Annotated in this window: 22 protein-coding genes; 21 read left to right on the top strand and 1 reads right to left on the bottom strand. The window is 48.3% G+C overall.

Annotation, left to right across the window (positions count from 1 at the left end; genetic code table 11):
• Nucleotides 1-38: 38 nt before the first annotated feature.
• The 19 genes from MHB85_RS21210 to spoVM all read left to right on the top strand — a co-directional run bounded on the left by MHB85_RS21210 (nt 39) and on the right by spoVM (nt 21,595).
• Nucleotides 39-2,897 (top strand): cation-translocating P-type ATPase, encoded by a 2,859-nt coding sequence (locus MHB85_RS21210; RefSeq protein ID WP_341073652.1) that lies wholly within the window; start codon nt 39-41, stop codon nt 2,895-2,897.
• A 182-nt stretch (nt 2,898-3,079) separates the two neighbouring features.
• Nucleotides 3,080-3,913: a diaminopimelate epimerase gene (gene dapF / locus MHB85_RS21205; RefSeq protein ID WP_341074260.1), complete on the top strand. Its 834-nt coding sequence runs from the start codon at nt 3,080-3,082 to the stop codon at nt 3,911-3,913.
• Nucleotides 3,914-4,127: 214 nt separating this feature from the next.
• Nucleotides 4,128-6,017, top strand: a complete 1,890-nt coding sequence (locus tag MHB85_RS21200; RefSeq protein WP_339186538.1) for a bifunctional homocysteine S-methyltransferase/methylenetetrahydrofolate reductase — start codon at nt 4,128-4,130, stop codon at nt 6,015-6,017.
• Nucleotides 6,018-6,036: 19 nt separating this feature from the next.
• Complete coding sequence (locus MHB85_RS21195) at nt 6,037-6,936, top strand: YicC/YloC family endoribonuclease (RefSeq protein WP_076211386.1); 900 nt, start codon at nt 6,037-6,039, stop codon at nt 6,934-6,936.
• A gap of 51 nt (nt 6,937-6,987) precedes the next feature.
• Nucleotides 6,988-7,248, top strand: coding sequence for an extracellular matrix/biofilm regulator RemA (gene remA / locus MHB85_RS21190; RefSeq protein ID WP_006209218.1), 261 nt, complete (start codon nt 6,988-6,990; stop codon nt 7,246-7,248).
• Nucleotides 7,249-7,261: 13 nt separating this feature from the next.
• Nucleotides 7,262-7,834, top strand: coding sequence for a guanylate kinase (gmk, locus tag MHB85_RS21185; protein WP_017687445.1), 573 nt, complete (start codon nt 7,262-7,264; stop codon nt 7,832-7,834).
• Nucleotides 7,835-7,991: 157 nt separating this feature from the next.
• A complete protein-coding gene (rpoZ, locus tag MHB85_RS21180) occupies nt 7,992-8,204 on the top strand; it encodes a DNA-directed RNA polymerase subunit omega (protein ID WP_036614619.1) in 213 nt (70 codons plus the stop codon).
• 138 nt (nt 8,205-8,342) lie between these two features.
• Nucleotides 8,343-9,578 (top strand): bifunctional phosphopantothenoylcysteine decarboxylase/phosphopantothenate--cysteine ligase CoaBC, encoded by a 1,236-nt coding sequence (gene coaBC / locus MHB85_RS21175; RefSeq protein ID WP_341073651.1) that lies wholly within the window; start codon nt 8,343-8,345, stop codon nt 9,576-9,578.
• A 3-nt stretch (nt 9,579-9,581) separates the two neighbouring features.
• On the top strand, nt 9,582-12,131 hold the full coding sequence (priA, locus tag MHB85_RS21170) for a primosomal protein N' (protein WP_341073650.1): 2,550 nt from the start codon (nt 9,582-9,584) through the stop codon (nt 12,129-12,131).
• Nucleotides 12,132-12,247: 116 nt separating this feature from the next.
• On the top strand, nt 12,248-12,736 hold the full coding sequence (gene def / locus MHB85_RS21165; RefSeq protein ID WP_017687449.1) for a peptide deformylase: 489 nt from the start codon (nt 12,248-12,250) through the stop codon (nt 12,734-12,736).
• A 12-nt stretch (nt 12,737-12,748) separates the two neighbouring features.
• Nucleotides 12,749-13,702, top strand: coding sequence for a methionyl-tRNA formyltransferase (fmt, locus tag MHB85_RS21160; RefSeq protein WP_341073649.1), 954 nt, complete (start codon nt 12,749-12,751; stop codon nt 13,700-13,702).
• Entirely contained in the window at nt 13,699-15,177 is a 1,479-nt protein-coding gene (rsmB, locus tag MHB85_RS21155; protein WP_341073648.1) for a 16S rRNA (cytosine(967)-C(5))-methyltransferase RsmB, read from the top strand. Before fmt ends, rsmB begins: the two co-directional genes overlap by 4 nt.
• 252 nt (nt 15,178-15,429) lie before the next feature.
• Complete coding sequence (gene rlmN, locus MHB85_RS21150; RefSeq protein ID WP_017687452.1) at nt 15,430-16,470, top strand: 23S rRNA (adenine(2503)-C(2))-methyltransferase RlmN; 1,041 nt, start codon at nt 15,430-15,432, stop codon at nt 16,468-16,470.
• Between the two features lie 7 nt (nt 16,471-16,477).
• Nucleotides 16,478-17,254 carry a Stp1/IreP family PP2C-type Ser/Thr phosphatase gene (locus MHB85_RS21145; protein WP_036614606.1) on the top strand — a complete coding sequence of 259 codons (777 nt, stop codon included), beginning with the start codon at nt 16,478-16,480 and terminating at the stop codon, nt 17,252-17,254.
• Complete coding sequence (gene pknB / locus MHB85_RS21140) at nt 17,251-19,461, top strand: Stk1 family PASTA domain-containing Ser/Thr kinase (RefSeq protein ID WP_341073647.1); 2,211 nt, start codon at nt 17,251-17,253, stop codon at nt 19,459-19,461. Before MHB85_RS21145 ends, pknB begins: the two co-directional genes overlap by 4 nt.
• Before the next feature lie 61 nt (nt 19,462-19,522).
• The gene (gene rsgA / locus MHB85_RS21135; protein ID WP_017687455.1) at nt 19,523-20,431 is read left to right on the top strand and encodes a ribosome small subunit-dependent GTPase A; all 909 of its coding nucleotides are present in this window, start codon (nt 19,523-19,525) and stop codon (nt 20,429-20,431) included.
• A gap of 1 nt (nt 20,432) precedes the next feature.
• Nucleotides 20,433-21,092, top strand: a complete 660-nt coding sequence (rpe, locus tag MHB85_RS21130) for a ribulose-phosphate 3-epimerase (RefSeq protein WP_017687456.1) — start codon at nt 20,433-20,435, stop codon at nt 21,090-21,092.
• A 3-nt stretch (nt 21,093-21,095) separates the two neighbouring features.
• Entirely contained in the window at nt 21,096-21,347 is a 252-nt protein-coding gene (locus MHB85_RS21125; protein ID WP_047843680.1) for a hypothetical protein, read from the top strand.
• Nucleotides 21,348-21,514: 167 nt separating this feature from the next.
• Complete coding sequence (gene spoVM, locus MHB85_RS21120) at nt 21,515-21,595, top strand: stage V sporulation protein SpoVM (RefSeq protein WP_019424875.1); 81 nt, start codon at nt 21,515-21,517, stop codon at nt 21,593-21,595.
• A 194-nt stretch (nt 21,596-21,789) separates the two neighbouring features.
• Here spoVM and rpmB read toward each other — a convergent pair whose 3' ends face one another.
• Complete coding sequence (gene rpmB / locus MHB85_RS21115) at nt 21,790-21,978, bottom strand: 50S ribosomal protein L28 (protein WP_017687459.1); 189 nt, start codon at nt 21,976-21,978, stop codon at nt 21,790-21,792.
• Nucleotides 21,979-22,379: 401 nt separating this feature from the next.
• On the opposite strand from rpmB, the gene MHB85_RS21110 reads away from it, so the two are divergent.
• Both MHB85_RS21110 and MHB85_RS21105 read left to right on the top strand, forming a co-directional pair.
• Nucleotides 22,380-22,553 carry a hypothetical protein gene (locus tag MHB85_RS21110; protein ID WP_155985128.1) on the top strand — a complete coding sequence of 58 codons (174 nt, stop codon included), beginning with the start codon at nt 22,380-22,382 and terminating at the stop codon, nt 22,551-22,553.
• 62 nt (nt 22,554-22,615) lie between these two features.
• Complete coding sequence (locus tag MHB85_RS21105) at nt 22,616-24,424, top strand: DAK2 domain-containing protein (RefSeq protein WP_341073645.1); 1,809 nt, start codon at nt 22,616-22,618, stop codon at nt 24,422-24,424.
• Nucleotides 24,425-24,436 lie beyond the last annotated feature (12 nt).

Raw genomic sequence — 24,436 nt, 5'->3', positions numbered from 1 at the left:
TTGCAGATGAAATACAGACTGGGAGGGAAACTTGAAGCATGGAACATACCAAGTGGCATCAACTTAGTGACGAAGAGCTTCGTAACACTCTTGGCGTCAGCCCGCAGGAAGGATTGACGGATGAAGCTGTAGCAGAGAAGAGGAAAGTGGTCGGTTCAAATGAGCTGAGCGAGGGGAAACGCATTTCTCCAATTACATTGCTCTTGAATCAGTTCAAGGATTTTATGGTGCTGGTGTTGATGGGAGCAACGTTGGTATCCGGATTGCTGGGTGAGTATCTGGATGCGGTAACGATTGTGGCTATTATCGTACTGAATGCGATTCTGGGGTTTGTACAGGAATTCCGGGCTGAACGATCTCTTCGTGCATTGAAACAGTTGTCTGCACCTCTTGCCAAAGTGCTTCGTTCAGGTCAGGAAGTACACCTTGCCGCCAAACAACTTGTACCCGGAGATATTGTCATGGTGGAGAGTGGGGACCGCATACCCGCTGATGTTCGCTGGCTGCAAACAAACAGTCTGGATGTCGAGGAGTCGGCACTTACCGGGGAATCGGTTCCTGTAAGCAAACACTGCCTTCCGATTGCGGACGAGGACGTTCCGCTGGGTGATCAGAAGAATATTGGTTTTATGGGTACCATGGTCACTCGTGGTACAGCCAAAGGTGTGGTTATCCGTACGGGGATGGAGACGGAGATGGGCAAAATCGCCGATCTGATCCAAAATACGGAGGAGCAAGAAACACCGTTACAGCACAGGCTGGAGCAATTGGGCAAAATTCTGATTTTTGTCGCATTGGGATTAACCATTATGGTTGTCGTCGCAGGTATATTGCACGGACAACCAGCCGTTGGCATGTTTCTGGCAGGGGTCAGCCTCGCGGTGGCTGCCATACCGGAGGGCCTGCCGGCCATTGTAACCATTGCACTCGCACTAGGCGTGCAGCGTATGATCAAACGTAAAGCCATTGTACGCAAACTGCCTTCTGTCGAAACTCTGGGCTGTGCATCCGTAATCTGTTCGGATAAGACTGGCACGCTCACTCAGAACAAGATGACGGTAACGGATGTGTGGCTGGAGGGGCGTAACATCAAGGTTACCGGGGATGGTTATGCACCTGAAGGGCAGATGCTGGAGAACGGTCGTACGGTGGAACTGAAGAGTGACCAGTCGTTACGCAGAATGCTTCAGATCAGCGCGCTTTGCAACAATGCGAGTATTGTGGAAAGTGCTTCAAACGAGGTGGGGAGCAAGAAAAAGGGCAAGGATAACAAAAAGGACGGCAAGAAAAACACGAAAAAAGGTGACCTCCAAGAAGAAACCGTTCAACGAGATAATGTATTCTGGGAGCTGAAAGGCGATCCGACGGAAGGGGCACTCGTCACACTGGCCTCCAAAATGGGGCTTACTCCTGCCGGACTCAAAGAGTTGTATGCCCGCCAGCAGGAATTCCCGTTTGATTCGGAGCGTAAACGCATGTCGGTCCTGGTTCATCATCAGGGTGGCCGAATGATCTACACCAAAGGTGCACCGGATGTGTTAATCGGACACTGCAGTTATATTTTGTGGGAAGGCAAGGTTGTACCTTTCACTGGAACGCTGCGGCAGAAAGTGATGGCAGCTAACGAGAGCATGGCTGGAGCAGCACTGCGTGTCCTCGGAATGGCCTATCGTGAAGTGCGGCCGGAAGAAAAAGTGGCTGACGAACACGCCGCCGAAAGTCAACTTGTCTTCGTTGGGCTTGCAGGTATGATAGATCCACCGCGTCGTGAAGTGCGAGATGCGATTGCCACATGCCGCAAAGCAGGCATTCGTACCGTCATGATTACAGGTGATCATGGAACAACGGCAGAAGCCATTGCTCATCAACTCGGGATTCTTCCACGTGGAGGTGCCTCGCTAAGTGGTCAACAACTGGCAGGCATGACAGACGAGCAACTGGATAAACAGGTAGAGGGCATATACGTATTCTCAAGAGTGTCTCCTGAACACAAGCTTCGCATCGTGAAATCGTTACAGCGCAAAGGGCATGTCGTCGCCATGACGGGTGATGGAGTCAATGATGCTCCAGCTATTAAAGCGGCAGACATCGGGATCGCGATGGGCATTACGGGTACAGATGTCACGAAGGAAGCTTCGGCGCTCATTCTGAGTGATGATAACTTCTCAACGATCGTGGCTGCCATTGAAGAAGGCCGTAATATTTATGAGAACATTCGCAAATTTATCCGTTATTTGCTGGCATCGAACGTCGGCGAAATATTGACAATGTTCTTTGCGATGATGATGGGCCTGCCGCTACCACTCGTACCTATTCAGATTCTGTGGGTTAACCTCGTAACGGATGGTTTGCCTGCAATGGCGCTGGGGGTAGATCAGCCGGAAAAAGATTTGATGGAACACAAACCCCGTGGAGCCAAGGAAAATATTTTTGCGCGGAGACTGGGTTGGAAAATCGTTAGCCGGGGTGTGTTGATTGGATTATGTACACTCGGCGCGTTCTGGCTCACCCTTCAGGCTGCACCGGATAACCCGGGTCAACTGATCAAGGCACAGTCTGTGGCTTTTGCTACACTCGTTTTGGCGCAGCTTATTCATGTCTTTGATTGCCGTAGTTCGCGGTCCATCTTCCACCGGAATCCTTTACAGAACAAATATCTGGTTCTTGCGGTGATTTCATCGGTTGTACTGATGCTGGTTGTCATGTACGTTGAACCGTTACAGCCGATCTTCAAAACCGTACCTCTGGGATTGCGTGAATGGGCGATCTGTATCGTTGCTGCGGGCATTCCCACGTTCCTTATGGGCGCAGGCAGCGTCTGGGGTGGTCGTCGTAACCGCCGCCGTATGGGTGGTTCTGGCCGCTTCGTACCGAAAAGTACAAAGTTTTCGGCATAAAATCAATACCTTTTCCTTACCTATTTCGGTATGCTATCCTCAAAATGATTCAAAGCGGAAGCTTTGGCATTTTGCAGGATAGCTTTTTTGTGTAAATGCTGAATATGAATTTCTATGGTAATCCTGTAGAAGAGCAAGAATATAGCTTTGGCAGTAGACTGCCAAAAGGAGTGGGCAAGATTATGGAATTTACGAAAATGCATGGACTTGGTAACGATTTTATCGTTGTATTTGGTGAAAAGGAGCTTCCGGCAGATGCGGCAGAGTTGGCTGTGAAATGGTGCAACCGTTTCTTTGGCATCGGTGGGGACGGCCTGGTTTATATACTGCCTTCGGAGAAGGCGGACTTTCAGATGCGTATCATGAATTCGGACGGTTCGGAAGCAGAACAGTGCGGTAATGCCATTCGCTGTGTATCCAAATACGTATACGATCATGGTCACGTGAGCCAGGAGCAAATCACCATTGAAACGATTGGTGCAGGGGTACAACCTGTGAGTCTCAACATTCGTGATGGTAAAGTGGAAACGGTACGTGTCGACATGGGTGAGCCGATCCTGAACGGTCTTCAAGTGCCTACAACGGTGGATGCCAACCCAGTGGTTGATCACTACATTGAAGCAAATGGACATGCGTTCAAATTCACTGCCGTATCCATGGGTAACCCGCATGCGGTTATCTATGTAGATGACGCTGTGAATTTTGACCTCACGACTTGGGGACCACTTCTTGAAGTGCACCCTATGTTTCCAAAAAAAATCAATGTGGAATTCGCCACAGTTCGTGACCGTGGATATGTGGACATGCGTGTATGGGAACGCGGAGCGGGTCCAACACTAGCTTGTGGAACTGGAGCTTGTGCGACACTGGTATCCTCTGTCCTGAATGGACATACAGATCGTACAGCAGTCATCAGCCTCAAGGGTGGGGATCTCCACATTGAGTGGAATGAAGCTGACAATCATGTGTACATGACTGGACCTGCTGAAGTTGTTTTTAAAGGAATCACTTCATAAAAAGTGAAAGGTTTAACCAAAGGGGCCTGCGGGCCTCTTTTTTTGTCAAAAAGGATAGGTCGTGTCTCCTGTACAGAGACATATTGGGGGCTGTATGGCAAGAAAGTCCATATGAGCTGGATACTCATCAAAAACCTGTGTTTTTCTTCGTTTTTTAGCGTTTTTTGTGTTACATTAGTATGTAAATGATCACAGCTAGGCGGGGGGAAATGGGATGAAGGCGGATTTGCGCAAAGTTATGCAGGAACGGGTTCTCGTTGGAGATGGGGCCATGGGAACATTTCTGTACCAAATGGGGTTCCCGGTGGGGATTTCATATGAAGAATTAAACTTGATTTCACCTGAAGTAGTGGCGGATGTACATCGCCGTTATCGGGATGCAGGTACAGAAATATTTGAAACAAATACGTATTCTGCCAATTACGACAAGTTGTCCAAGTTCGGTCTGGAGTCCAAGGTGGAGGACGTGAACCGTGCCGGCGTACGCATCGCCAAAGAGGTAGCTGGAGATACCGGTTATGTGCTTGGTGCAGTTGGTTCCATTCGAGGTGGCAAGCGGACGAACGTGTCAACGAGTGAACTGAAACGCTTTTATCAACAACAGATCTCTGCACTGCTAGATGAAGGCGTGGATGGCATTTTGCTTGAGACCTTCTATGATATCGAGGAAATGGATATTGCTCTTTTGCAAGCGCGCAAGCTAAGTGATCTGCCCGTAATTGGGCAGTTCGCGGTAGAGGATGTAGGACACACACTGGACGGATATACAATGCCTGAAGCCTTCCGGATTATGCGGGAGCAGGGCGCGGATGTCATTGGTTTTAACTGTCGCTCAGGTCCAAACGGGATTATGCGTGCCATGGAAACCGTCTCGGGACGAATTGGTATTCCAATGTCCGTCTACCCGAATGCGGGTGCAGCAGATTATGTAGATGGTGAGTTCCGTTATGGTGCGACTCCGGAGTACTTTGGTCAGACGGCAGTACAATTTGCTGAACTGGGCGCTCGTATTATCGGCGGTTGCTGTGGTACGACACCTGATCATATTACTGCTATGAAGGAGGCACTTGCTGACTATGTGCCTTCGCCTATTCTGGAGCCTGATCCGTCAGAATCCAAACCGCGTATTGTGTTGCATGAAAATGTGGATGAGCGTTCCGGACGTGGCGGACAGCCTACGATCGTTGATCTGGTCAAGCATCGTCACACCGTTATCGTTGAACTTGACCCGCCACGTGACTTGGACATTGCCAAGTTCATGAAAGGTGCCGAGACACTGAAAGCAGCCGGAGCCGATGCCCTGACACTGGCCGATAATTCACTCGCGGTTACACGCATGAGCAACATGGCGCTGGGTCACCTCGTTCAGGATCGCACGGGCCTTCGTCCACTGGTGCATATTGCCTGCCGTGACCGGAATCTGATTGGAACGCAGTCCCACATGATGGGGTTTGATGCTTTGAGTATTAATCATGTACTGGCTGTAACAGGAGATCCTGCAAGATTTGGCGATCTGCCTGGTTCGAGCTCGGTATACGATCTGACTTCTTTTGAAATCATACGCATGATCAAACAGTTGAACGATGGAGTAGCTTTCTCAGGTAAACCACTGAAGCAAAAAGCTGGTTTTGTAATCGGAGCAGCATTTAATCCCAATGTGAAATATTTGGAGAAAGCTGTACAACGTCTGGAGAAGAAAATTGCCTCTGGCGCTGATTACATCATGACACAACCGATCTATGATCCTGAGTTGATTGTAGCAATGCACGAAGCGACCAAACATCTGGATGTGCCCATTTTTGTAGGTGTAATGCCGCTAGCGAGTGGACGGAATGCAGAGTATCTGCACAACGAGGTTCCCGGAATCCAGCTTTCGGATGAAGTGCGTTCCCGTATGGCGGGTCTGGAAGGCGAAGAAGGCCGTGCGATGGGAGTAAAAATTGCCAAAGAACTGCTGGACGTAGCAACAGCGCATTTCAAAGGCATCTATCTCATGACACCGTTTATGTTCTACGGCATGACGGCCGAACTGACGCAATACGTATGGGAGAAGTCGGAGCATCAATGTCCTACTTGTTTCAACCCTAATAATCAATTACAATAGTAAAACGGATGTGATGCCGATGTCATTCAGTATGACCGGATACGGTCAATCCGCCTTTCATTTTGGCGGCTATAAGGTACAATTAGAGATCAAATCTGTTAATCATCGTTATTGCGAAGTGATGATGCGTCTGCCAAGAGAGTGGACGTATTATGAAGACGGTTTGAGGAAGATCGTACAGAGTCGTTTGAAACGTGGGCGGATTGATGTTTATGTAATGAAAGAAAAAGAGGAAGACCAGGCTCTTCCCGCTGTTCTGAATGAACAGACGGTCAGGGCCTATCTGCAGGCTGCAGAGCAACTGGAGACCCAATATGGAATGCAGGGCAAACCAAGTATTGTGGATATGCTTGGTCTGCCGGACGTCATGGTTCATTCGGATGGGACAAGTTCCATTCCCGAAGAGCAGAAGGACGAATGGGAGCGAGTTCTGCAGGAAGGATTGAAAGAGGCTCTGTCCAGCCTTGAACAGATGCGCGCTCGCGAGGGTCTTCATCTGGCCAGTGATCTGGAACGGCGGATTACCCGTCTGGAGTCACTGCATACCGAGATGCTTGATCTTGCACCGACTGTGGTAAGTGATTATCGCAACAAGCTAAGACAAAGGCTTACGGAAATGCAGGAAGAAGGCTCTTTCCCTTTTGATGAGCATAAATTGGGTATGGAAATTGCAATGTTTGCCGATCGTTCTAACATAGAAGAGGAGCTTACGCGTCTACAGAGTCACTTTGGACAGAGCAGGGAACTGCTGAAGAGTGATGAGCCCGTAGGTCGTAAGTTGGACTTTCTAATTCAAGAGATGAATCGGGAAGTCAATACGATTGGATCAAAAGCCAACCATTTGGCTCTGGTGAATCGTGTTGTCGAGATGAAGGCGGAGCTGGAGAAGATTCGTGAGCAAGCTGCGAATATCGAATGAACGGCCACATTTCGGCAAAAGAGTCGCATGTATAGGGGGAAGAACCTGATTATGGCAATCAAACTCATTAACATTGGATTCGGTAACATCGTATCGGCGAACCGGATTATATCCATCGTGAGTCCGGAATCGGCGCCGATCAAGAGAATTATACAAGAGGCAAGAGATCGTCACATGCTGATTGATGCAACGTACGGAAGACGTACTCGTGCCGTAATTATTACGGATAGCGATCATGTCATTTTGTCTGCAGTTCAGCCTGAGACGGTCGCCCATCGTCTTTCTTCGAAAGATGATGATAACGACGAATAAAATGGAGTGTAATATGTCTAAGGGATTACTGGTAGTGTTGTCCGGCCCATCTGGGGTCGGGAAGGGTACTGTATGCAGCGCTTTGCGCAAACGGGTGCCGGAATTGATCTATTCCGTATCGGCGACAACCCGTCAGCCTCGTCTTGGTGAAGAACATGGCGTTAACTATTTCTTCAGAAGTCATGAAGAGTTCCAGAACATGATTGCTGAAGATCAATTGTTGGAACATGCGGAGTATGTTGGTAATTATTACGGAACACCGCGTGATTTTGTAGAGAAAACGATTAACGAAGGCCGCGACATCATTCTGGAGATTGAGGTTCAAGGCGCGTTAAAAGTGAAAGAGAAATTCCCGGAAGGGATCTTTGTTTTCCTGCTTCCTCCTTCATTGGACGAGCTGAAAGATCGCATTCAGGGCCGTGGTACCGAAAGCCAAGCGACCATTGATCACCGGATGTCCGTGGCGGTTGATGAGATCAGTCTGCTGGAGCAGTATGATTACGCTGTTGTTAATGATGAAATTGATTTGGCGTGCAAGAGAATAGAAAGCATCATAATCGCCGAACATTGTAAGATCAATAAATAATCCCTTTTGCCGCTGCAGAATGCGATATAAGTGGGGCAGTTGTCATATCATATACTGAAGCACTCCTTCTCGGAATGCCCGGGTGTGAAGACATGCCACATCAGTTCTGTCAGGCGGCAACTTGCGATTATACTAATGCGAAGAGGTGTTTGTTAATATGCTGTATCCTTCTATTGATGAAATGATGAACAAAGTCGACAGCAAGTATTCCCTTGTTGTTGCTGCTTCCCGCCGGGCTAGACAGCTACGTGAAGGTGAAAAAACGGATTTAAGAGGTGCGAGATCCCATAAACAAGTTGGCGTTGCACTGGAAGAAATCTATGGAGACCTGCTCGTTGTCATCAAAGGACAGGACGAAGAAGAAGAGTAAGCCGCCTGCGGCTGCTCTTCAACTGCATACGGCGCAAGCCGGATTAATTGACAACCGCGAGGTTGTTATTTTTTTACGAATAAGCATATTTTAACGGAATCTTACTTAGACGTCGTATAAATATCGGGGGAAATAAACATGTTGAACGGTAAAAAAATCGTGCTTGGTGTGACTGGCGGCATAGCCGCTTACAAAGCGGCAACATTATGCAGCAGACTGGTGCAAAAGGGAGCGGATGTTCATGTGATTATGACAGCTTCCGCTACACAGTTTATTACCGAATTGACGCTGCAAACGTTGACCCGAAACACCGTATACACCGATACATTTGATGAGCGTGAGCCAGCAGTCGTATCTCATATTCATCTGGCCGATCTGGCTGATCTTGTTCTGGTTGCTCCGGCAACAGCCAATGTGATTGCCAAGATGGCGCATGGCATGGCAGATGATATGCTCTCAACAACTCTTCTTGCGACGACAGCCCCTGTCATGATTGCACCAGCGATGAATGTACATATGTATGATCATCCAGCTGTAAAGCATAATATGAACCTGCTTGTTGAACGGGGCGCCATGATGATTGAACCGGGTGAAGGTCTGCTTGCGTGTGGATATGTGGGTAAGGGACGTCTGGAAGAACCGGAGAGCATTGTGGATGTGGTGGAACGTTTCTTCGAACAGCGCGAGTCTGCAGACCGTGCCCAGCAAGGACAAGCTTCATTATTACAAGGCAAGAAGGTTGTCGTTACGGCTGGAGGTACGATTGAGCGCATTGATCCAGTACGATACATTACAAACGATTCATCTGGCAAAATGGGATTTGCCATAGCCGCAGCTGCGCGTGATCTGGGGGCAGATGTGAAATTGGTTATGGGCAGTACCCAAGCCAAGCCACCGGAGAACGTGGAGTTGATCCATGTACAGTCTGCACAGGATATGTATGAAGCGGTAACACGCGAGTGGGACGATGCTGATATCGTGGTTAAGGCGGCGGCAGTTGCCGATTATCGTCCAAAGGAAGTTTATCCCGAGAAGATCAAGAAGAAAGGCGACACGCTGTCGCTCGAACTTATTAAAAATATAGATATTCTTGAAACACTGGGCAAACAGAAAACCCATCAGTTTTTGATTGGTTTTGCTGCGGAGACTCAGTCAGTTGAGATGTATGCACGTGAGAAATTGGAACGGAAAAACTGTGATCTGATCGTAGCCAATGATGTAACCCGCACGGGTGCAGGATTTGGAACAGACACCAACGCGGTACATATCTATGACCGGGAAGGTTTGGTGGAGGAGCTTCCAGTGATAGCCAAGGACGATGTGGCTCATCGGTTGCTCCGGATTGCGGCGGAGCGCATTGCCGGGAGGAATTAGGATATGGAGATTGCCAAGGTCATAGTCGATGTTCCCGTGAAGGAAACAGACCGGCCGTTTGATTACCTGGTACCTGAATCGATGAGGGAATGGATCGAGATTGGCAGCCGGGTGGGTGTACCTTTTGGTCATCGGACGGTGCAGGGATTCGTGATTGATCTTGTGCCGCGTACCGGAGAGGAAACATTCAAGCTTAAGCAGATTCAGGAGTTACTGGACATTGTTCCCCCGTTGTCAAAGGATTTGGTTGAGTTGGCCGAATGGATGAGTGGACGTTATGCCAGTAACCGGATTTTGTCATTGCAGGTCATGGTGCCGACGGCATTGAAAGGTAAAGCAGAGCGATACATCTCGCTGGGAGATGCACTTGATGGACAGATGGCGGGTGCACAACAGGATGATGAGGTGTTATTTGTTTGGGGAGAAGAGTCTACGACTGAGAAAGTACAGCAGGATATCATCCGTTTTGTCAAAAGTCGGGGTCAGGTACCGCTGCAACAACTGAGTCGGAAATATCCCAATCATGCTGCACTAATTAAAAAATTATTGCTTGGTGGTGTACTGCTGGAAAGTCAGGCCATCAAGGACAAGTTAAATAAAAAAACGATGAAGTCCGTTGATCTGGCTGTAGATATTGCTGCTGCTCAGGAAGCACTTGCTTCATTCCCGGCGAAAGCACAGCGGCAGAAGGAGATTCTGGCTTTTTTGCTGGAAATGAAAGAACTGCTGCCCATGCCGATGAAAGAAGTGTTATCTACACTACAGGTATCGGCCGCGACGATTAAAGGGCTTGAGGAAAAGGGACTGATCGTCACCGAGGACGTTGAGGTCTTCCGTGACCCGTATCAGGGCAGGACGTTCAAAGCGACTGAACCGCTGGTTCTGACCGATGAGCAAAAACTTGTCTACGACAATATCAATGGCCGATTGCAGGAACAACGCCATGGGGTGTTTTTGTTACATGGTGTTACGGGAAGTGGCAAGACGGAAGTCTATCTTCAAACCATTCAACAATGCATCGAACAGAATCGGCAGGCTATCGTACTGGTGCCCGAGATTGCACTCACACCACAGATGGTAGAACGTTTTAAAGGGCGATTTGGGGACCAAGTTGCTGTTATGCACAGTCGTCTGTCTGGCGGTGAACGTTATGATGAATGGCGCAAGATTCGTGAGGGTCAGGTGAAGGTTGCGATTGGGGCGCGTTCAGCCGTATTTGCTCCATTCAGTCGGCTTGGGTTGATCATTATGGATGAGGAACACGAGACTTCCTACAAACAGGAGGAAACTCCGAAATATCATGCTCGTGATGTAGCGGTAAAAAGAGCACAGCAGCATGAGGCCGTGGTTGTTCTGGGTTCAGCGACACCTTCGCTGGAAAGTTATTACGCTGCAAGATCGCAGAGTAATGATGATTTTGCACCACTCTTACTGGAGATGCCAACACGGGCACTGGGGAACAAGCTGCCTGAAGTGCGGATCGTTGATATGCGTGAAGAGTTGAAGGATGGCAACCGCTCCATGTTCAGCAGGGCTTTGCACAAAGGGCTGGAGGAACGCTTGGAGCGTGGTGAACAGACGGTGCTTTTGCTGAATCGCCGTGGATATTCGACCTTTGTTATGTGCCGAAGTTGTGGATATGTGGCAGGTTGTCCCGAATGTGATATTTCATTGACGTACCATCAGCGCTCGAATAATCTCCGTTGTCATTACTGCGGGTATGCGGAAGCGGCTCCAGAAGTGTGTCCGGACTGTGGAAGTGAGCATATTCGATACTTTGGTACAGGTACACAGCGAGTCGAGGAAGAGCTTGCCAAGCTCTTCCCGGGTATTCGGGTCATTCGGATGGATGTGGATACAACAACGGAAAAAGGGGCTCACGAGAAGCTACTGAAACAGTTTCGTGAGAAAAAGGCGGATGTATTGCTGGGCACCCAGATGGTTGCGAAGGGTCTTGATTTCCCGGATGTAACCCTGGTTGGCGTGATAACAGCGGACTCAGCGTTGAATTTACCTGATTTCCGTGCTGCGGAAAAAACGTTTCAGTTGCTAACACAGGTAGCTGGCCGAGCGGGTCGGCACCAATTGCCTGGTGAGGTGTTTGTTCAGTCCTATACGCCGGAACACTACTCCATTGGCCATGCGAGTCAGCATGACTATGTGTCGTTTGTACGTGAGGAATTGCTGCACCGTCGCAATTTGCAATATCCGCCATACTGTCGCCTGATTCTGGTGACCTTTTCGCATGAGCAACTTCCGGTATTGATTCGTCTTGCCGAGAACTATACGCGAATACTGAAAGAGAAGGCTAATGCGGCTGGATGGCTCGGCAGTCTGGATCGATTCAGCAATGATGCCTTTGATGTACTGGGGCCGGTAGCGTCTCCGATTCCTCGGATCAAGAATAGATACAGATTCCAATGTATGATAAAATGGCGGGGGGATGTAGACGCCATAGGACTCGCTCTGGCTACGGCCCGGCGCATGGACGATGATGTTCAGGCGCAAAAATTGCTTATTAGTCTGGATGTAGACCCGCAAATGTTAATGTAAGCATTTTGCAGCAATGCGGATGTAAACAAGCGGTATAAACATAGATTAAAATGAATACCCCAAAAATACAGATATCGTCCTGAAATTATGATGAGGATTAGGAAGGTGCTTACAACATGTCGATTCGCATTATCGTGCAAGAACCAGATGAGGTGCTCCACAAGAGAGCCAAAGAAGTAACCAAAATTACACCAAATGTACAAAAATTGCTGGATGATATGGCTGATACCATGTACGATGCGGAAGGTGTGGGTCTTGCTGCGCCACAGGTCGGTATTTTGAAACGTCTGATTGTTATCGACGCAGGTGATGAGCAAGGGCTGATCAAGATGATTAACCCGGAGATCATTGCAAGTGAGGGAGAACAATTTGGACCTGAAGGTTGTCTGAGTATCCCTGGAATTAATGGTGATGTTCGCCGTTTCGAGACCGTTACAGTTAAAGGTCTGGATCGTGAAGGTAAAGAGCTGATTATTACGGGTAGTGGCTTGCTGTCCCGTGCATTCCAGCATGAGATTGATCATCTGGATGGCGTACTCTTTACGGATGTCGCCGAGAAAGTGTACGAAATTGCAGCCGATCAAACGGGACCGCGTCGTAATTAAGGAGTGATCGATTTGAATATTGTTTTTATGGGAACACCTGAATTTGCAGTGCCTTCTCTCGATATGCTGATGGCAGAGGGATACAATGTGGTGGGTGTGGTGACTCAACCTGATAAACCACAGGGACGCAAAAAAGTACTTACGCCAACACCGGTTAAGGCCGCGGCAGAACGCCACGGTCTGCCGGTGTTTCAACCTGTTAAATTGCGTGATCCGGAAGCGGTAGCCCGCTTGGCTGAATGGAAGCCGGATCTGATCGTAACTGCGGCCTTTGGACAGATTCTGCCCAAAGCTGTGCTGGATATGCCTGTTCGCGGTTGTGTGAACGTGCATGGCTCTCTTTTACCGAAATATCGGGGAGGAGCACCGATTCAACGTTCCATTATTAACGGGGAAGCCGTGACAGGAGTCACATTGATGTATATGGCTGAAGGCTTGGACACCGGAGATATGATCTCGCGTGTGGAACTGCCAATTACGGATGAAGATACATCAGGATCGATGTTTGATAAATTAAGTGAGGCTGGTTCCAAACTGCTTCAGGCAGAAATGCCACGATTGATTGCAGGCGAGACAACAGCGGTCCCTCAGGATGATGCCGAGGCTTCATATGCTCGCAATCTGACTCGGGATGACGAGAAAATGGACTGGAGTCGTACTTCACGTGAACTGTTCAATCAGATTCGTGGTCTTGTGCCGTTCTCCGGTGCATTTACGATGTGGGATGATCAGGTCTTCAAAGTCTGGGCTGCGGCTAATCCCGATCAGGTGGACCTGGCAACTTCTTCGGATGCTGGACAAGCAGAGCCTGGAACGGTGCTGCAATTGAACAAGGCAGGGATTGAAGTCCGCACAGGCAATGGGTCTCTCTGGTTGACTGAAGTGCAGCCAGCAGGTAAAAAGGTGATGCAGGCCGCTGACTTTGCTCGTGGTGGTACACTGAAAACTGGAACGGTGCTGCGATGAGCGGTAACATACTAGGTCGTTCGTCAGGAAAAGGCCAGAAAGCTAATGGAAATTCATCCGGACGTGAAGGAAACCGTCGTCCGAATTCGGGTAAATCGGGTGGTGCATCGCGCTCCCAGCAACCCAAAACATCTGCTCGAACATTGGCAGTCAAGGTTCTGAGTGCTGTTGAGCAAGATGGAGCATACAGTAATCTGGAGTTGAACCGCCGTCTGAAAGAGGCGGATTTAAGCCCCGCAGATGCTGGACTAGCTACCGAATTGGTGTATGGAACAATCGCCAGAATGAATACACTTGATTATTTTCTGGAACGTTACGTCGCCAAAGGAGTATCCAAACTGCAACCATGGGTTCGTAGCCTGCTGCGAATCAGCGTATATCAGATGATATACCTGGATCGTATTCCGGAGCATGCCGTGGTGAGCGAAGCGGTTAATCTGGCGAAGAAACTGGGCCATCAGGGAATCTCGGGTATGGTGAATGGAGTGCTCCGCAATATGATCCGCAATCGGGATGAACTTCGTATTCCAGAACATCTACCCGTTGCAGAACGTATTTCACTGGAGCATTCCCACCCGTTATGGATGGTTGAACGCTGGATTGCCCAGTACGGCGAAGAGACAGCGGAAGCGATCTGTCGAGCGAATAATGAGCCGCCAGCGGTGAGTGTCCGGGTCAACACAACAATGACCACACGGGAGAAACTGATGCATGAGATGACCAGTACAGGTGCAGTCGTTGAAGCCTCTCAGCTGAGTTCCGATGGAATTCTTGTACGTAGTGGCGGAAACATGGCTCTAACGTCCTGGTATCGGGACGGGTTGTTCTCTGTACAGGACGAAAGCTCCATGCTTGTCGCTGAAGCAGTTGCGCCAGAAGTAGACCAACTTGTATTGGATTGCTGCGCAGCTCCAGGTGGTAAAACAGCTCACATGGCTGAGAAAATGCAGGATCGCGGTCGTATTGTCGCGAATGATGTACATGCTCACAAGCGCCAGCTGATTCTGGATCAGGCGGAGCGTCTCGGTCTGAGCTGTATCGATGCTGTAACTGGAGATGCGCTAGACTTGAATGAACGGTACCCGGATGCGTCGTTTGACCGCATTTTGCTGGATGCACCATGTTCAGGTCTGGGTGTTATTCGCCGCAAGCCTGATGTGAAATGGACCAAAACCGTAAAAGATATCGAAGATATCGCAGGCTTGCAACGTGAATTGCTTGATCAGGTTGCGCCGTTGTTAAAACCAGGTGGTATTCTGGTGTATAGCACGTGTACGATTGAGCCTGCTGAGAATGAGGATATGGTTGCAGACTTCTTGAATCGACATCCGGAATATAGTCCAGCAGAAACATCCGTCTGGTCTGAATCGGAGACAGCGAACTTGAAGGTTGTAAACGGTGGTATTCAGATTTTGCCACAATACGCTCACAGCGACGGATTTTTCATTGCACGGTTGACAAAAACAGCGGAATAACAGTTTAATAGAGCACGGAAGTATGACCGCCGAGGGGAACTTCGGCGGATTTCTTTGTGATGGGACTTCGATATAATTGTCAGAGAATGTGGTGACAGGGTGCGATGGCGGCATTGAGATGTTATAATGCATGAAGTACAGATATCAAGGGTATACATGGATGTAACGTGGTCTTTGTGATAGAATAGGACGAATGGAACGAAAAGAAGGAAGCCAACGAAAAGAAAAGAAGGAATAGGTGTTGACAACAAAATGAAACCTTTTATATATGATTATTCTCTGGAACAACTGCAGCAATGGGCTGTGGAGAATGGGGAGCCGGCGTTTCGCGGTGGCCAAATCTTTGACTGGATTTATGTAAAACGCGTGAATGATTTCAGTGAAATGACCAATCTGTCCAAGCCATTGCGTGAAAAACTGACAGAGCAATTTGAATTTGTAACGCTTAAGGAAATTACCAAGTTTGAATCCAAAGATGGAACGGTTAAATTCCTCTTTGGTCTTCATGATGATCATGCCATTGAGACAGTAATCATGAAGCATAACTACGGGAACAGCATCTGTGTAACCACACAGGTTGGTTGTCGTATTGGTTGTACGTTCTGTGCATCCACATTGGGTGGTCTCAAGCGTAACCTTACGGCTGGTGAGATTGTTGCCCAGGTTGTGCAAGCTCAGAAAATTCTGGATGAACGCAACGAGCGTGTCAGCAGCATTGTAATCATGGGTTCGGGTGAACCTTTCGAAAACTATGAAGCTACGATGACTTTCCTGCGCATTATGATTCATGAAAAAGGGCTGAACATCGGTCAGCGTCACATCACGGTATCCACGAGCGGAATCGTTCCGAACATCTACAAGTTTGCAGATGAAGATACACAGATTAACCTCGCCATTTCGATCCATGCACCAAATGATGCACTGCGTTCGAAATTGATGCCGGTTAACCGTCGTTTTCCTTTTGAAGACGTGATGGAGTCCCTTCGTTATTATCTGGCCAAAACAGGTCGGAGAATTACGTTCGAGTATGCACTTATTGGTGGGGTAAACGATCAGCCAGAGCATGCAGCAGAACTGGCAAGTGTGCTTAAGAACATGTTGTGCCACGTGAATCTGATTCCGGTTAACCATGTACCTGAACGCAAATACGTAAGAACATCGAGAAGCGACATTTTCAATTTTCAGAAGATTCTCTCGGAACAGGGTGTTAATGTAACCATTCGTCGTGAACAGGGACATGATATTGCTGCCGCTTGCGGTCAGCTTCGTGCAAAGCATATGGAGTTGAGGTGAGAACGTTTTGATCAAAACAGTTCATGTGAGCCATATCGGACGAGTGCGTTCGGTGAATGAAGATTCAGCCTGGATTCGTAATCTTGATACAGGATATATTCTGGGTATTGTTGCCGATGGCATGGGTGGACATCTTGCAGGGGATACGGCAAGCCGCTTGGCAGTAGAGACGTTGGTGAAAGATCTGGGAACACTGGAACCAGGTCTGTCACATGCGTCTCTGTCTGCGGCTCTCAGCGATGCTATTTTGCATGCCAACGAAGTTATCTTCCGCACGGCATCAACAGATGACAAGTATCACAACATGGGAACAACGGTAGTTGCGGCTTTATTGAACGATACGGAAGGTGTTATTGGACACATCGGTGATAGCAGAGCCTACAAAATTGCGAACAAAGCTGTGATCCAGCTAACCGAGGACCATACACTGGTGAATGAATTGTTCAAAAATGGTCAGATTAGCAAAGAGGATGTGTCCCATCATCCACGTCGCAACGTACTAACTCGTGCGCTTGGAACAGATGCCGAGGTGAAGGTAGATCTGGATACCGTCAAGCTGGAGGAAGGCGAAGTTCTTCTCCTGTGCAGTGATGGTCTCAGTAACCTGGTCAGCAATGAGCAGATTATTCAGGTTGCCGGCAATCTGGAACTGGCATTGGAAGATCGTGCAGACCGACTGCTTCAGTTGGCTTTACTTGCTGGGGGAGACGACAACATCACGGTTGCTTTGTTCGAGTTGCAGAGGGAAGGTTCCGTGGATACGGAAACGGGGTGTGAGTCATGATTGGGCACCAGCTAGGCGGACGCTATGAAGTGATTGAGCGTGTCGGTGGTGGCGGCATGGCTCTTGTGTACAAAGCCCAGGATCTTCTGTTGAACCGGAATGTAGCGATCAAAGTTCTTAGACAACAGTTTGTGCATGACGAAGAGTTTATTCGCCGTTTCCGCAGGGAAGCACAGTCGGCAGCATCGCTGTCTCATCCGAATGTAGTCAGCATTTATGACGTGGGGCAGGAAGATGACGTTCATTATATTGTCATGGAGTACGTGGAAGGCAAAAACCTGAATGAAATTATTAAAGAACGTGCCCCTCTGCAGGTGGACGAATCGGTGCGAATCGCTTCCCAGATTGCAGATGCTCTTGATCATGCACATCATAATCAAATCATTCATCGGGATATCAAACCCCACAATATATTAATTGGCCGGAATGGCCGTGTGAAAGTAACGGATTTCGGGATTGCCCGTGCGGTTACATCTACAACGATTACGCAGACCGGTTCCGTAGTTGGTTCTGTACATTACTTCTCACCAGAGCATGCCAAAGGCATCGTTACTGGTGAAAAATCGGACTTATATTCTCTTGGGATCGTACTTTACCAAATGCTTACCGGGCAACTTCCGTTTCTGGGTGAAAGTCCTATCAGTGTGGCATTGAAGCATTTGCAGGAAGAGTTCGATGAACCACGCAAATTCAATCCATTGATTCCGCAAAGTGTGGAAAATGTCATCTTAAAATCCATGCGTAAAAATCCGCAGGAACGTTATCAGTCGGCCAAGGAAATGCAGACCGATCTGGAAACTTGCCTGATGCCGGAGAGACGTAATGAAACGAAGATTGATTTTCCGGATGAGGATGATATAGACCAGACTCGCGTAATGCCAGCGATCAAGCCTGAACCGCGTGGAGTTACATCGACGGGTGCGGTGCCTGTGATGGAGTCTGACGAAGAAACTGGCAAGGGTAAAGCGAAATCGAAGAGCTGGAAGAAGCCAGCTCTACTCATTTCATTAACCGTTCTTATTCTAATCGCCATGGTGGGCGTTGTATGGTATGTCAAGGGTATGTTGGTTGTACCTGAAGTTACCGTACCTAACGTGATCACCCAGACTGAAGAAAAGGCTCGGGAACTACTTGAGGAGAAAGGACTCGTCGTCAGTGATGAGGTCATCCGTCTGTACCAGGAAGGTGTCGAACCCGGTATTGTGTTTGACCAGAGCAGAAAAGAAGGCGATGTTGTCAAAGAAGGCTCCGAGGTCCAGATCAGTGTTGGTGCAGAAAAAGAACTGGTGAAGATGATTGATGTCAAACAAGAAACTTATGATGAGGCTGTCAAGAAGTTGACTGCACTTGGCATTAAGGAAGATCAGATTCAGCGGAAAAATGACTTCTCCAATGATGTGGCTTCAGGTTCTGTTATTTCCCAGACACCGGGTGTCAATGAGGAATTTGATCCAGAGACAGTTCAGATTGAGTTAACCGTAAGTAAAGGCACTGAAACGGTCAAAATGCCTGATCTGAAAAATCTTACCCGCAGTGAAGCCGAAGAAAAACTTAAATCTGCTGGACTTGAGCTTGCTCAGGTACAGGAAGAACAAAGTTATACGGTAGAAAAGGGCAAAGTGACGCAGCAATGGCCTGTGGAAGCGGGCGCAGATGTGAGTCCTGGCGATAAGATTACAATCTTTATCAGCACAGGGTATCCACCTGAAGCGCTGCAATATCCTTTTGATATTAATGTATCACCCAAAGAAGAGGGCAAAAACAGTAAAATCCGTATCACATATGAAGATGCACGTGGCAAGAATCAGGAATGGGGAACTCGCACCGTGAACTCAACCCAGATCTTGACCATTCCACTTGTACTCGCTCCAAATGAAAATGGGGCTGTGTCCGTCTATCGTGATGGACAGTTCCTGGATACGTATCTTGTCTCCTACAGTGAAGCCAAAAACGGAACAGTAAACGTACCTTCCATTGACCCGGAACAAAGCACTGAGACGCCGCCAGAAAATGAGCCTGATCCAGGTGAAGGTAGCGTTGATGAGGGAAGTGTTGATTCCAATCAGGAAGGTGAACCTGAGTCCACACCGGCAGACGGTGAGGGTGAAAGCGTAGATGAGGACACTTCTGCCATGAATAATGGTAAGGGGCACGGCAAGGAAAAAGAGAAGAAAAAGGAAGTCATTAACGCATCAAGCCGTCCATAAGGGCGGCTTATGCTGGCGTCTGGAGTAAATGTACCACCATCTAAAGGAGGGCGTCGGAGCTATGCCAGAAGGTATCATCGTTAAAGCGCTAAGCGGTTACTATTATGTCATGCCAGTGGAAGACAACGGGGTTCCTTCGGTTGAAGGTTCCGCCGTTCAATGTCGAGCCAGAGGTATCTTCAGAAAGCGGGGAACATCACCGCTTGTAGGTGATCGCGTCAGCTACATGTTGACTGAGAACGGAGAAGGAACGGTTGATGAAATTCGGAAGCGTGAGACGGAACTTATCCGTCCTCCTGTAGCCAATGTAAGTTTGGCTGTTCTCGTGTTCTCTGTGAAGGAACCGGATATGAACCTGAACCTGTTGGACAAGTTCCTTGTTCACATCGAGCAGGCGGGGCTGGATGCACTCATTGTGTTGACCAAACTGGATTTGGCTGATCCAGCCAAAGACACTGTTGCTGAAGTGAAAGCATTGTATGAGCAGGTTGGTTATGAAGTGATCTCCACAAGTTCACGTACCGGTGAAGGCAGTGAATTGCTCAGAGACCGTCTGGCTGGTAAGATCAGCGTATTCTCCGGACAATCCGGTGTAGGCAAGTCTTCGATGTTAAATGCATTGATGCCGGGCCTGACGCTGGAGACAAATGCGATCAGCATGCGTCTAGGACGAGGGAAACACACCACCAGGCACGTGGAGCTTATTCCGTTGGATAATGGTGGATTTGTTGCGGATACGCCGGGATTCAGCCAACTGGACTTTCTGGAGATCGGTGTGGAGGAACTCTCCACTTGTTTCCGCGAATTCGCCCAGTTTGCAGATCAGTGCAAATTCCGAGGTTGTACCCATACACATGAACCAGGCTGTCGTGTGCTTGCGGCCAAGGAGGAAGGTCTGATCTCCGAAAGCCGATATCAGCACTATGTGCTGTTCCTGACCGAAATGAAAGATAAGAAGCGGAGGTATTAACATGATTAAAATTGCCCCATCGATATTATCAGCTGATTTTGCCCGCCTTGGTGCAGAAGTTGCAGAAGCTCAAGCTGCAGGAGGAGACTGGATTCATGTTGACGTTATGGACGGTCATTTCGTCCCTAATATTACGCTTGGACCTGCGATTGTGAAGGCAATCGCTCCACATACAAGCTTGCCGCTCGATGTGCATTTGATGATTGAGAATCCGGAGCGTTATGTTGAGGAATTTGCCAAAGCGGGTGCAGCGGTAATTACCGTTCATGCTGAGGCTTGTGTGCATTTGCACCGGGTTATTCATCTAATCAAGGAGCAAGGAGTGAAGGCAGGAGTTGCCCTTAATCCAGGAACGCCAGCGTCTGCCATTCTCGAAGTTCTGGATGATGTGGACATGGTTCTTGTCATGACGGTAAATCCTGGCTTTGGCGGACAGGCATTCATCTCGGGTACGATGAACAAAATCAAGCAGATTCGTACCTGGTTGAACGAAAAGGGACGCCATGATGTACATATCGAAGTTGATGGCGGGATTGCAGCCGATACAGCTCCACTTGTAGTGGAAGCTGGAGCAGATGTGCTCGTTGCCGGGAGTGCCGTATTTGGCCGTGAGGATCGTGCTGCCGCGATTACTGAAATTCGCCGTAGCTACGGAGGCTGATCTATGACCCTCAAGGAGACACTGTGGACGATGGCTGCGAGTCTCGTGACGGGACTTGTGCTTGCTTTGTTTGCGGTTATTCAATCCCCGTTTAATGCTATTACGTCATTAATCGGGGTAGGCGTTGTTATTATGTATTTCCGCAAATTTGATCGTACGGGACATCGGGTTACTTTTGTCATATTCGGCATACTGTATTATTTACTGAGTGTTTTCATGATCGCTGCCTATCAATATATTCCTGCCCAAACATAAATGACCTGATCTTCGGGCTTGTCATTGTGGAATAGGGATCGAAGGTTCCGCATAAATATGGTTACATGAGCAGGTTTCTCATGTAGCCTTTTTTGTCGTGTTTGAGGTAAAGAAGGCCTGAAGCATAGGATACGGCGGACGCATGAGCATGATGGGGAGGGTGAATTATGAAATTTTACACATTCAAACTGCCGAAGTTTTTGGGAGGGTTTGTAAAGGCGATTCTTAATACGTTTCAAAAGAACTGATCCGATTGATAAGGTAACAGGGAATACCGCCGCTGTGGCTCAGGCTTATCTGGAATTCGTACCTGCGAAGCGCCATGCGGCGGCCATTCACATGTTAATGAGCGTATTCAAGAATCCCTTTTTTGAATACCAAAAAAGCACCTGCAAGGAACAAGGTGCTTTTTGCTTACCCGATTTATAGTAGCTTTGCGTGATTATACGCGAGTCACTTTACCGGCTTTCAGTGCACGGGTGCTTACGTATACACGTTTTGGTTTGCCGTCAACGAGAATGCGGACCTTCTGAACGTTTACGCCCCAAGTACGACGGTTACGGTTGTTAGCGTGGGATACGTGGTTACCGGTGCCCGGTTTCTTACCTGTCACATAACATTTGCGAGACATAGATTACACCTCCTATCCTAAAATAACCAGTTGCCTTCAGAAACGAAAAGTCATTCCATAAGGACTAAATTGTTCTTCCTGATCATAAAGATCAGGTTTCAGTAGCTAATGGCGTTGTTTAAGCCGGCATGAACCGGATCATTTCCATTACTTAACCTGCATAAAACAATACTTGAATATAATATCATAATTAAAAAAGCTTCGTCAACTGATCCAAAAACTTTATTTATTTCTCCTGTCTAATATAGTACAATGTTGAGTAGTCCATAATACAGTGGTGAACAGGCTGTTGCCGCGAGGAAGTCGGAGAATAAACCGTACTTAGAGGTCGGTGGTCTGCTTTTTGGCAACGCTGTGAGCTGCGGCATTCCATCATTGGCACCAGTCTCCATGCGGCATTCATGCCGGCTCTTGATACCGGTGCATATCCGTATGCCCCGAAGTTAGGGGTGCAGAGAGTGCAGGATATTGGTAGCCCGGCCGCCCAGACCGTTAATCCGGCTGACATGTTGTATTGTATGCCTGTGCCGGACAAGGTATGGACGAAGAATAACGCAGTCCGCGTTAGCGCATGAACAGACCAGACACATCTTGGTGCAAGGTGTTCGTGTATCAAGCTAGGAAGGGGAATTCTCACTTGAGTATACGTTCTTTAAATGGAACAGATTTCACCGCAATGGTACTTGCCGGAGCGGAACAACTTGGACAGCATGCAGAGCACGTCAATTCCCTGAATGTTTTCCCTGTGCCGGATGGTGACACGGGAACGAACATGAATTTGACAATGAGTGCAGGAGTTGCAGAGATTAAAAGAAAAAGTTCTGCCTCCATCGGCGAAGCTGCCGGTATTCTATCGAAAGGCCTGCTTATGGGCGCACGGGGGAATTCAGGAGTTATTCTGTCGCAATTGTTCCGTGGTTTTAGTCGTTCAGCTGCTCCCTATGAGGAACTGAATACGCTCCAATTTGCAGCAGCCCTGCAGAACGGTGTTGACGCAGCTTACAAAGCAGTCGTAAAGCCCGTTGAAGGGACCATTCTTACCGTAGCCAAGGAAGCGGCGAAACATGCCAACTACTATGCAAGACGGACGAATGATATTACTGAATTAATGAATGAAGTTTTGTTAAAAGCAAAAGAAGCACTGGCAATGACTCCGGAATTACTGCCTGTACTAAAACAGGTTGGTGTTGTGGATTCAGGTGGTCAGGGGCTTGTATATATCTACGAGGGCTTTATGGAAGTATTGCTGCAAAGTGACGGAGGGAGTCGTACTTCGCTGAACAAAGAAGTAACCCCATCCGTGGCAGCATCTGCTTTGAAACCGGCTGCACCGACAGCAGTGGATATCAAGAAGCCTGCACAGCAGGTGATTGCACCGGAGATGCCATTGTCTGCTCAGGCGAGACTGGAAACGGAAGATATTGAATTCCTGTATGATATGGAATTCTTCATTAATCGTGAGCTTGGAGAGAACGCAGGAGTGGCATTTGATGACGAAGCATTCCGGAAAGCGTTGTCAGTTAATGGGGATTCGATCATCATCATTGCCGATGATGAAGTCATCAAAGTTCATGTCCATTCCAAGACACCAGGCGATGTATTAAACTTGGCGCTGCATTATGGTGAAATTACACAGATTCATATTCTCAATATGCGTGAACAGCATCGGGATCTCCTGACAGCAGGCATGGACATTGCTCCATCACCTGAATTGTTTGCAGAGATTCCACCTGAGGCAGCGCGCAGTATGGAAGAGGCTGTGCTTCCTGCAGATGAGATGGCACCGTATGGTTTTATTGCGGTATCCTCCGGTGACGGTATTGCAGAGATTTTCCAAAGTCTTGGTGTTGATGTTGTTCTATCCGGTGGACAGACGATGAATCCGAGTACTGAGGATTTTGTAAAAGCCGTTCGTTCCATTGCTGCGGAGCAGGTATTTATACTCCCGAATAACTCGAATATTGTACTGGCTGCCGAGCAGGCTCGTGAATTGCTTGAAGATGAGCGCCGGATTTCGGTTATTCCAAGCAAGACCATTCCACAGGGAATGGCTGCTGCTTTTGCTTTCCAAGAAGATGAGTCTGCGGAAACAAACCGTGACCAAATGTTGGAGGCCATCAGCCGGGTACAGTCCGGTCAAGTGACTCATGCGGTTCGTGATACGCAATATGATGAATTGGATATCAAGGCGGGGCACTATATCGGTATTCATAACTCCAAAATTGTAGCGACGGATGAAACCATGCTTCAAGCATGTGAAGGTCTGCTCAAACAGATGATGGAGAGTGGAGATGAAGTGGTGACGATCCTTGAAGGGGACGAAGCTGACCCTGAGGTTACTGCTGCCCTCGCTGCATGGCTTGAAGTACAGTATCCTGATGCTGAGGTAGAGGTACATCTTGGAGGACAGCCGGTGTATTATTATCTGTTCTCCGTAGAGTCCTAATAGCACTCTAGC

Source organism: Paenibacillus sp. FSL K6-4396, from assembly GCF_038002525.1.
Classification (GTDB): domain Bacteria; phylum Bacillota; class Bacilli; order Paenibacillales; family Paenibacillaceae; genus Paenibacillus; species Paenibacillus amylolyticus_B.
This window is presented reverse-complemented; position numbering and strand designations above follow the sequence as displayed.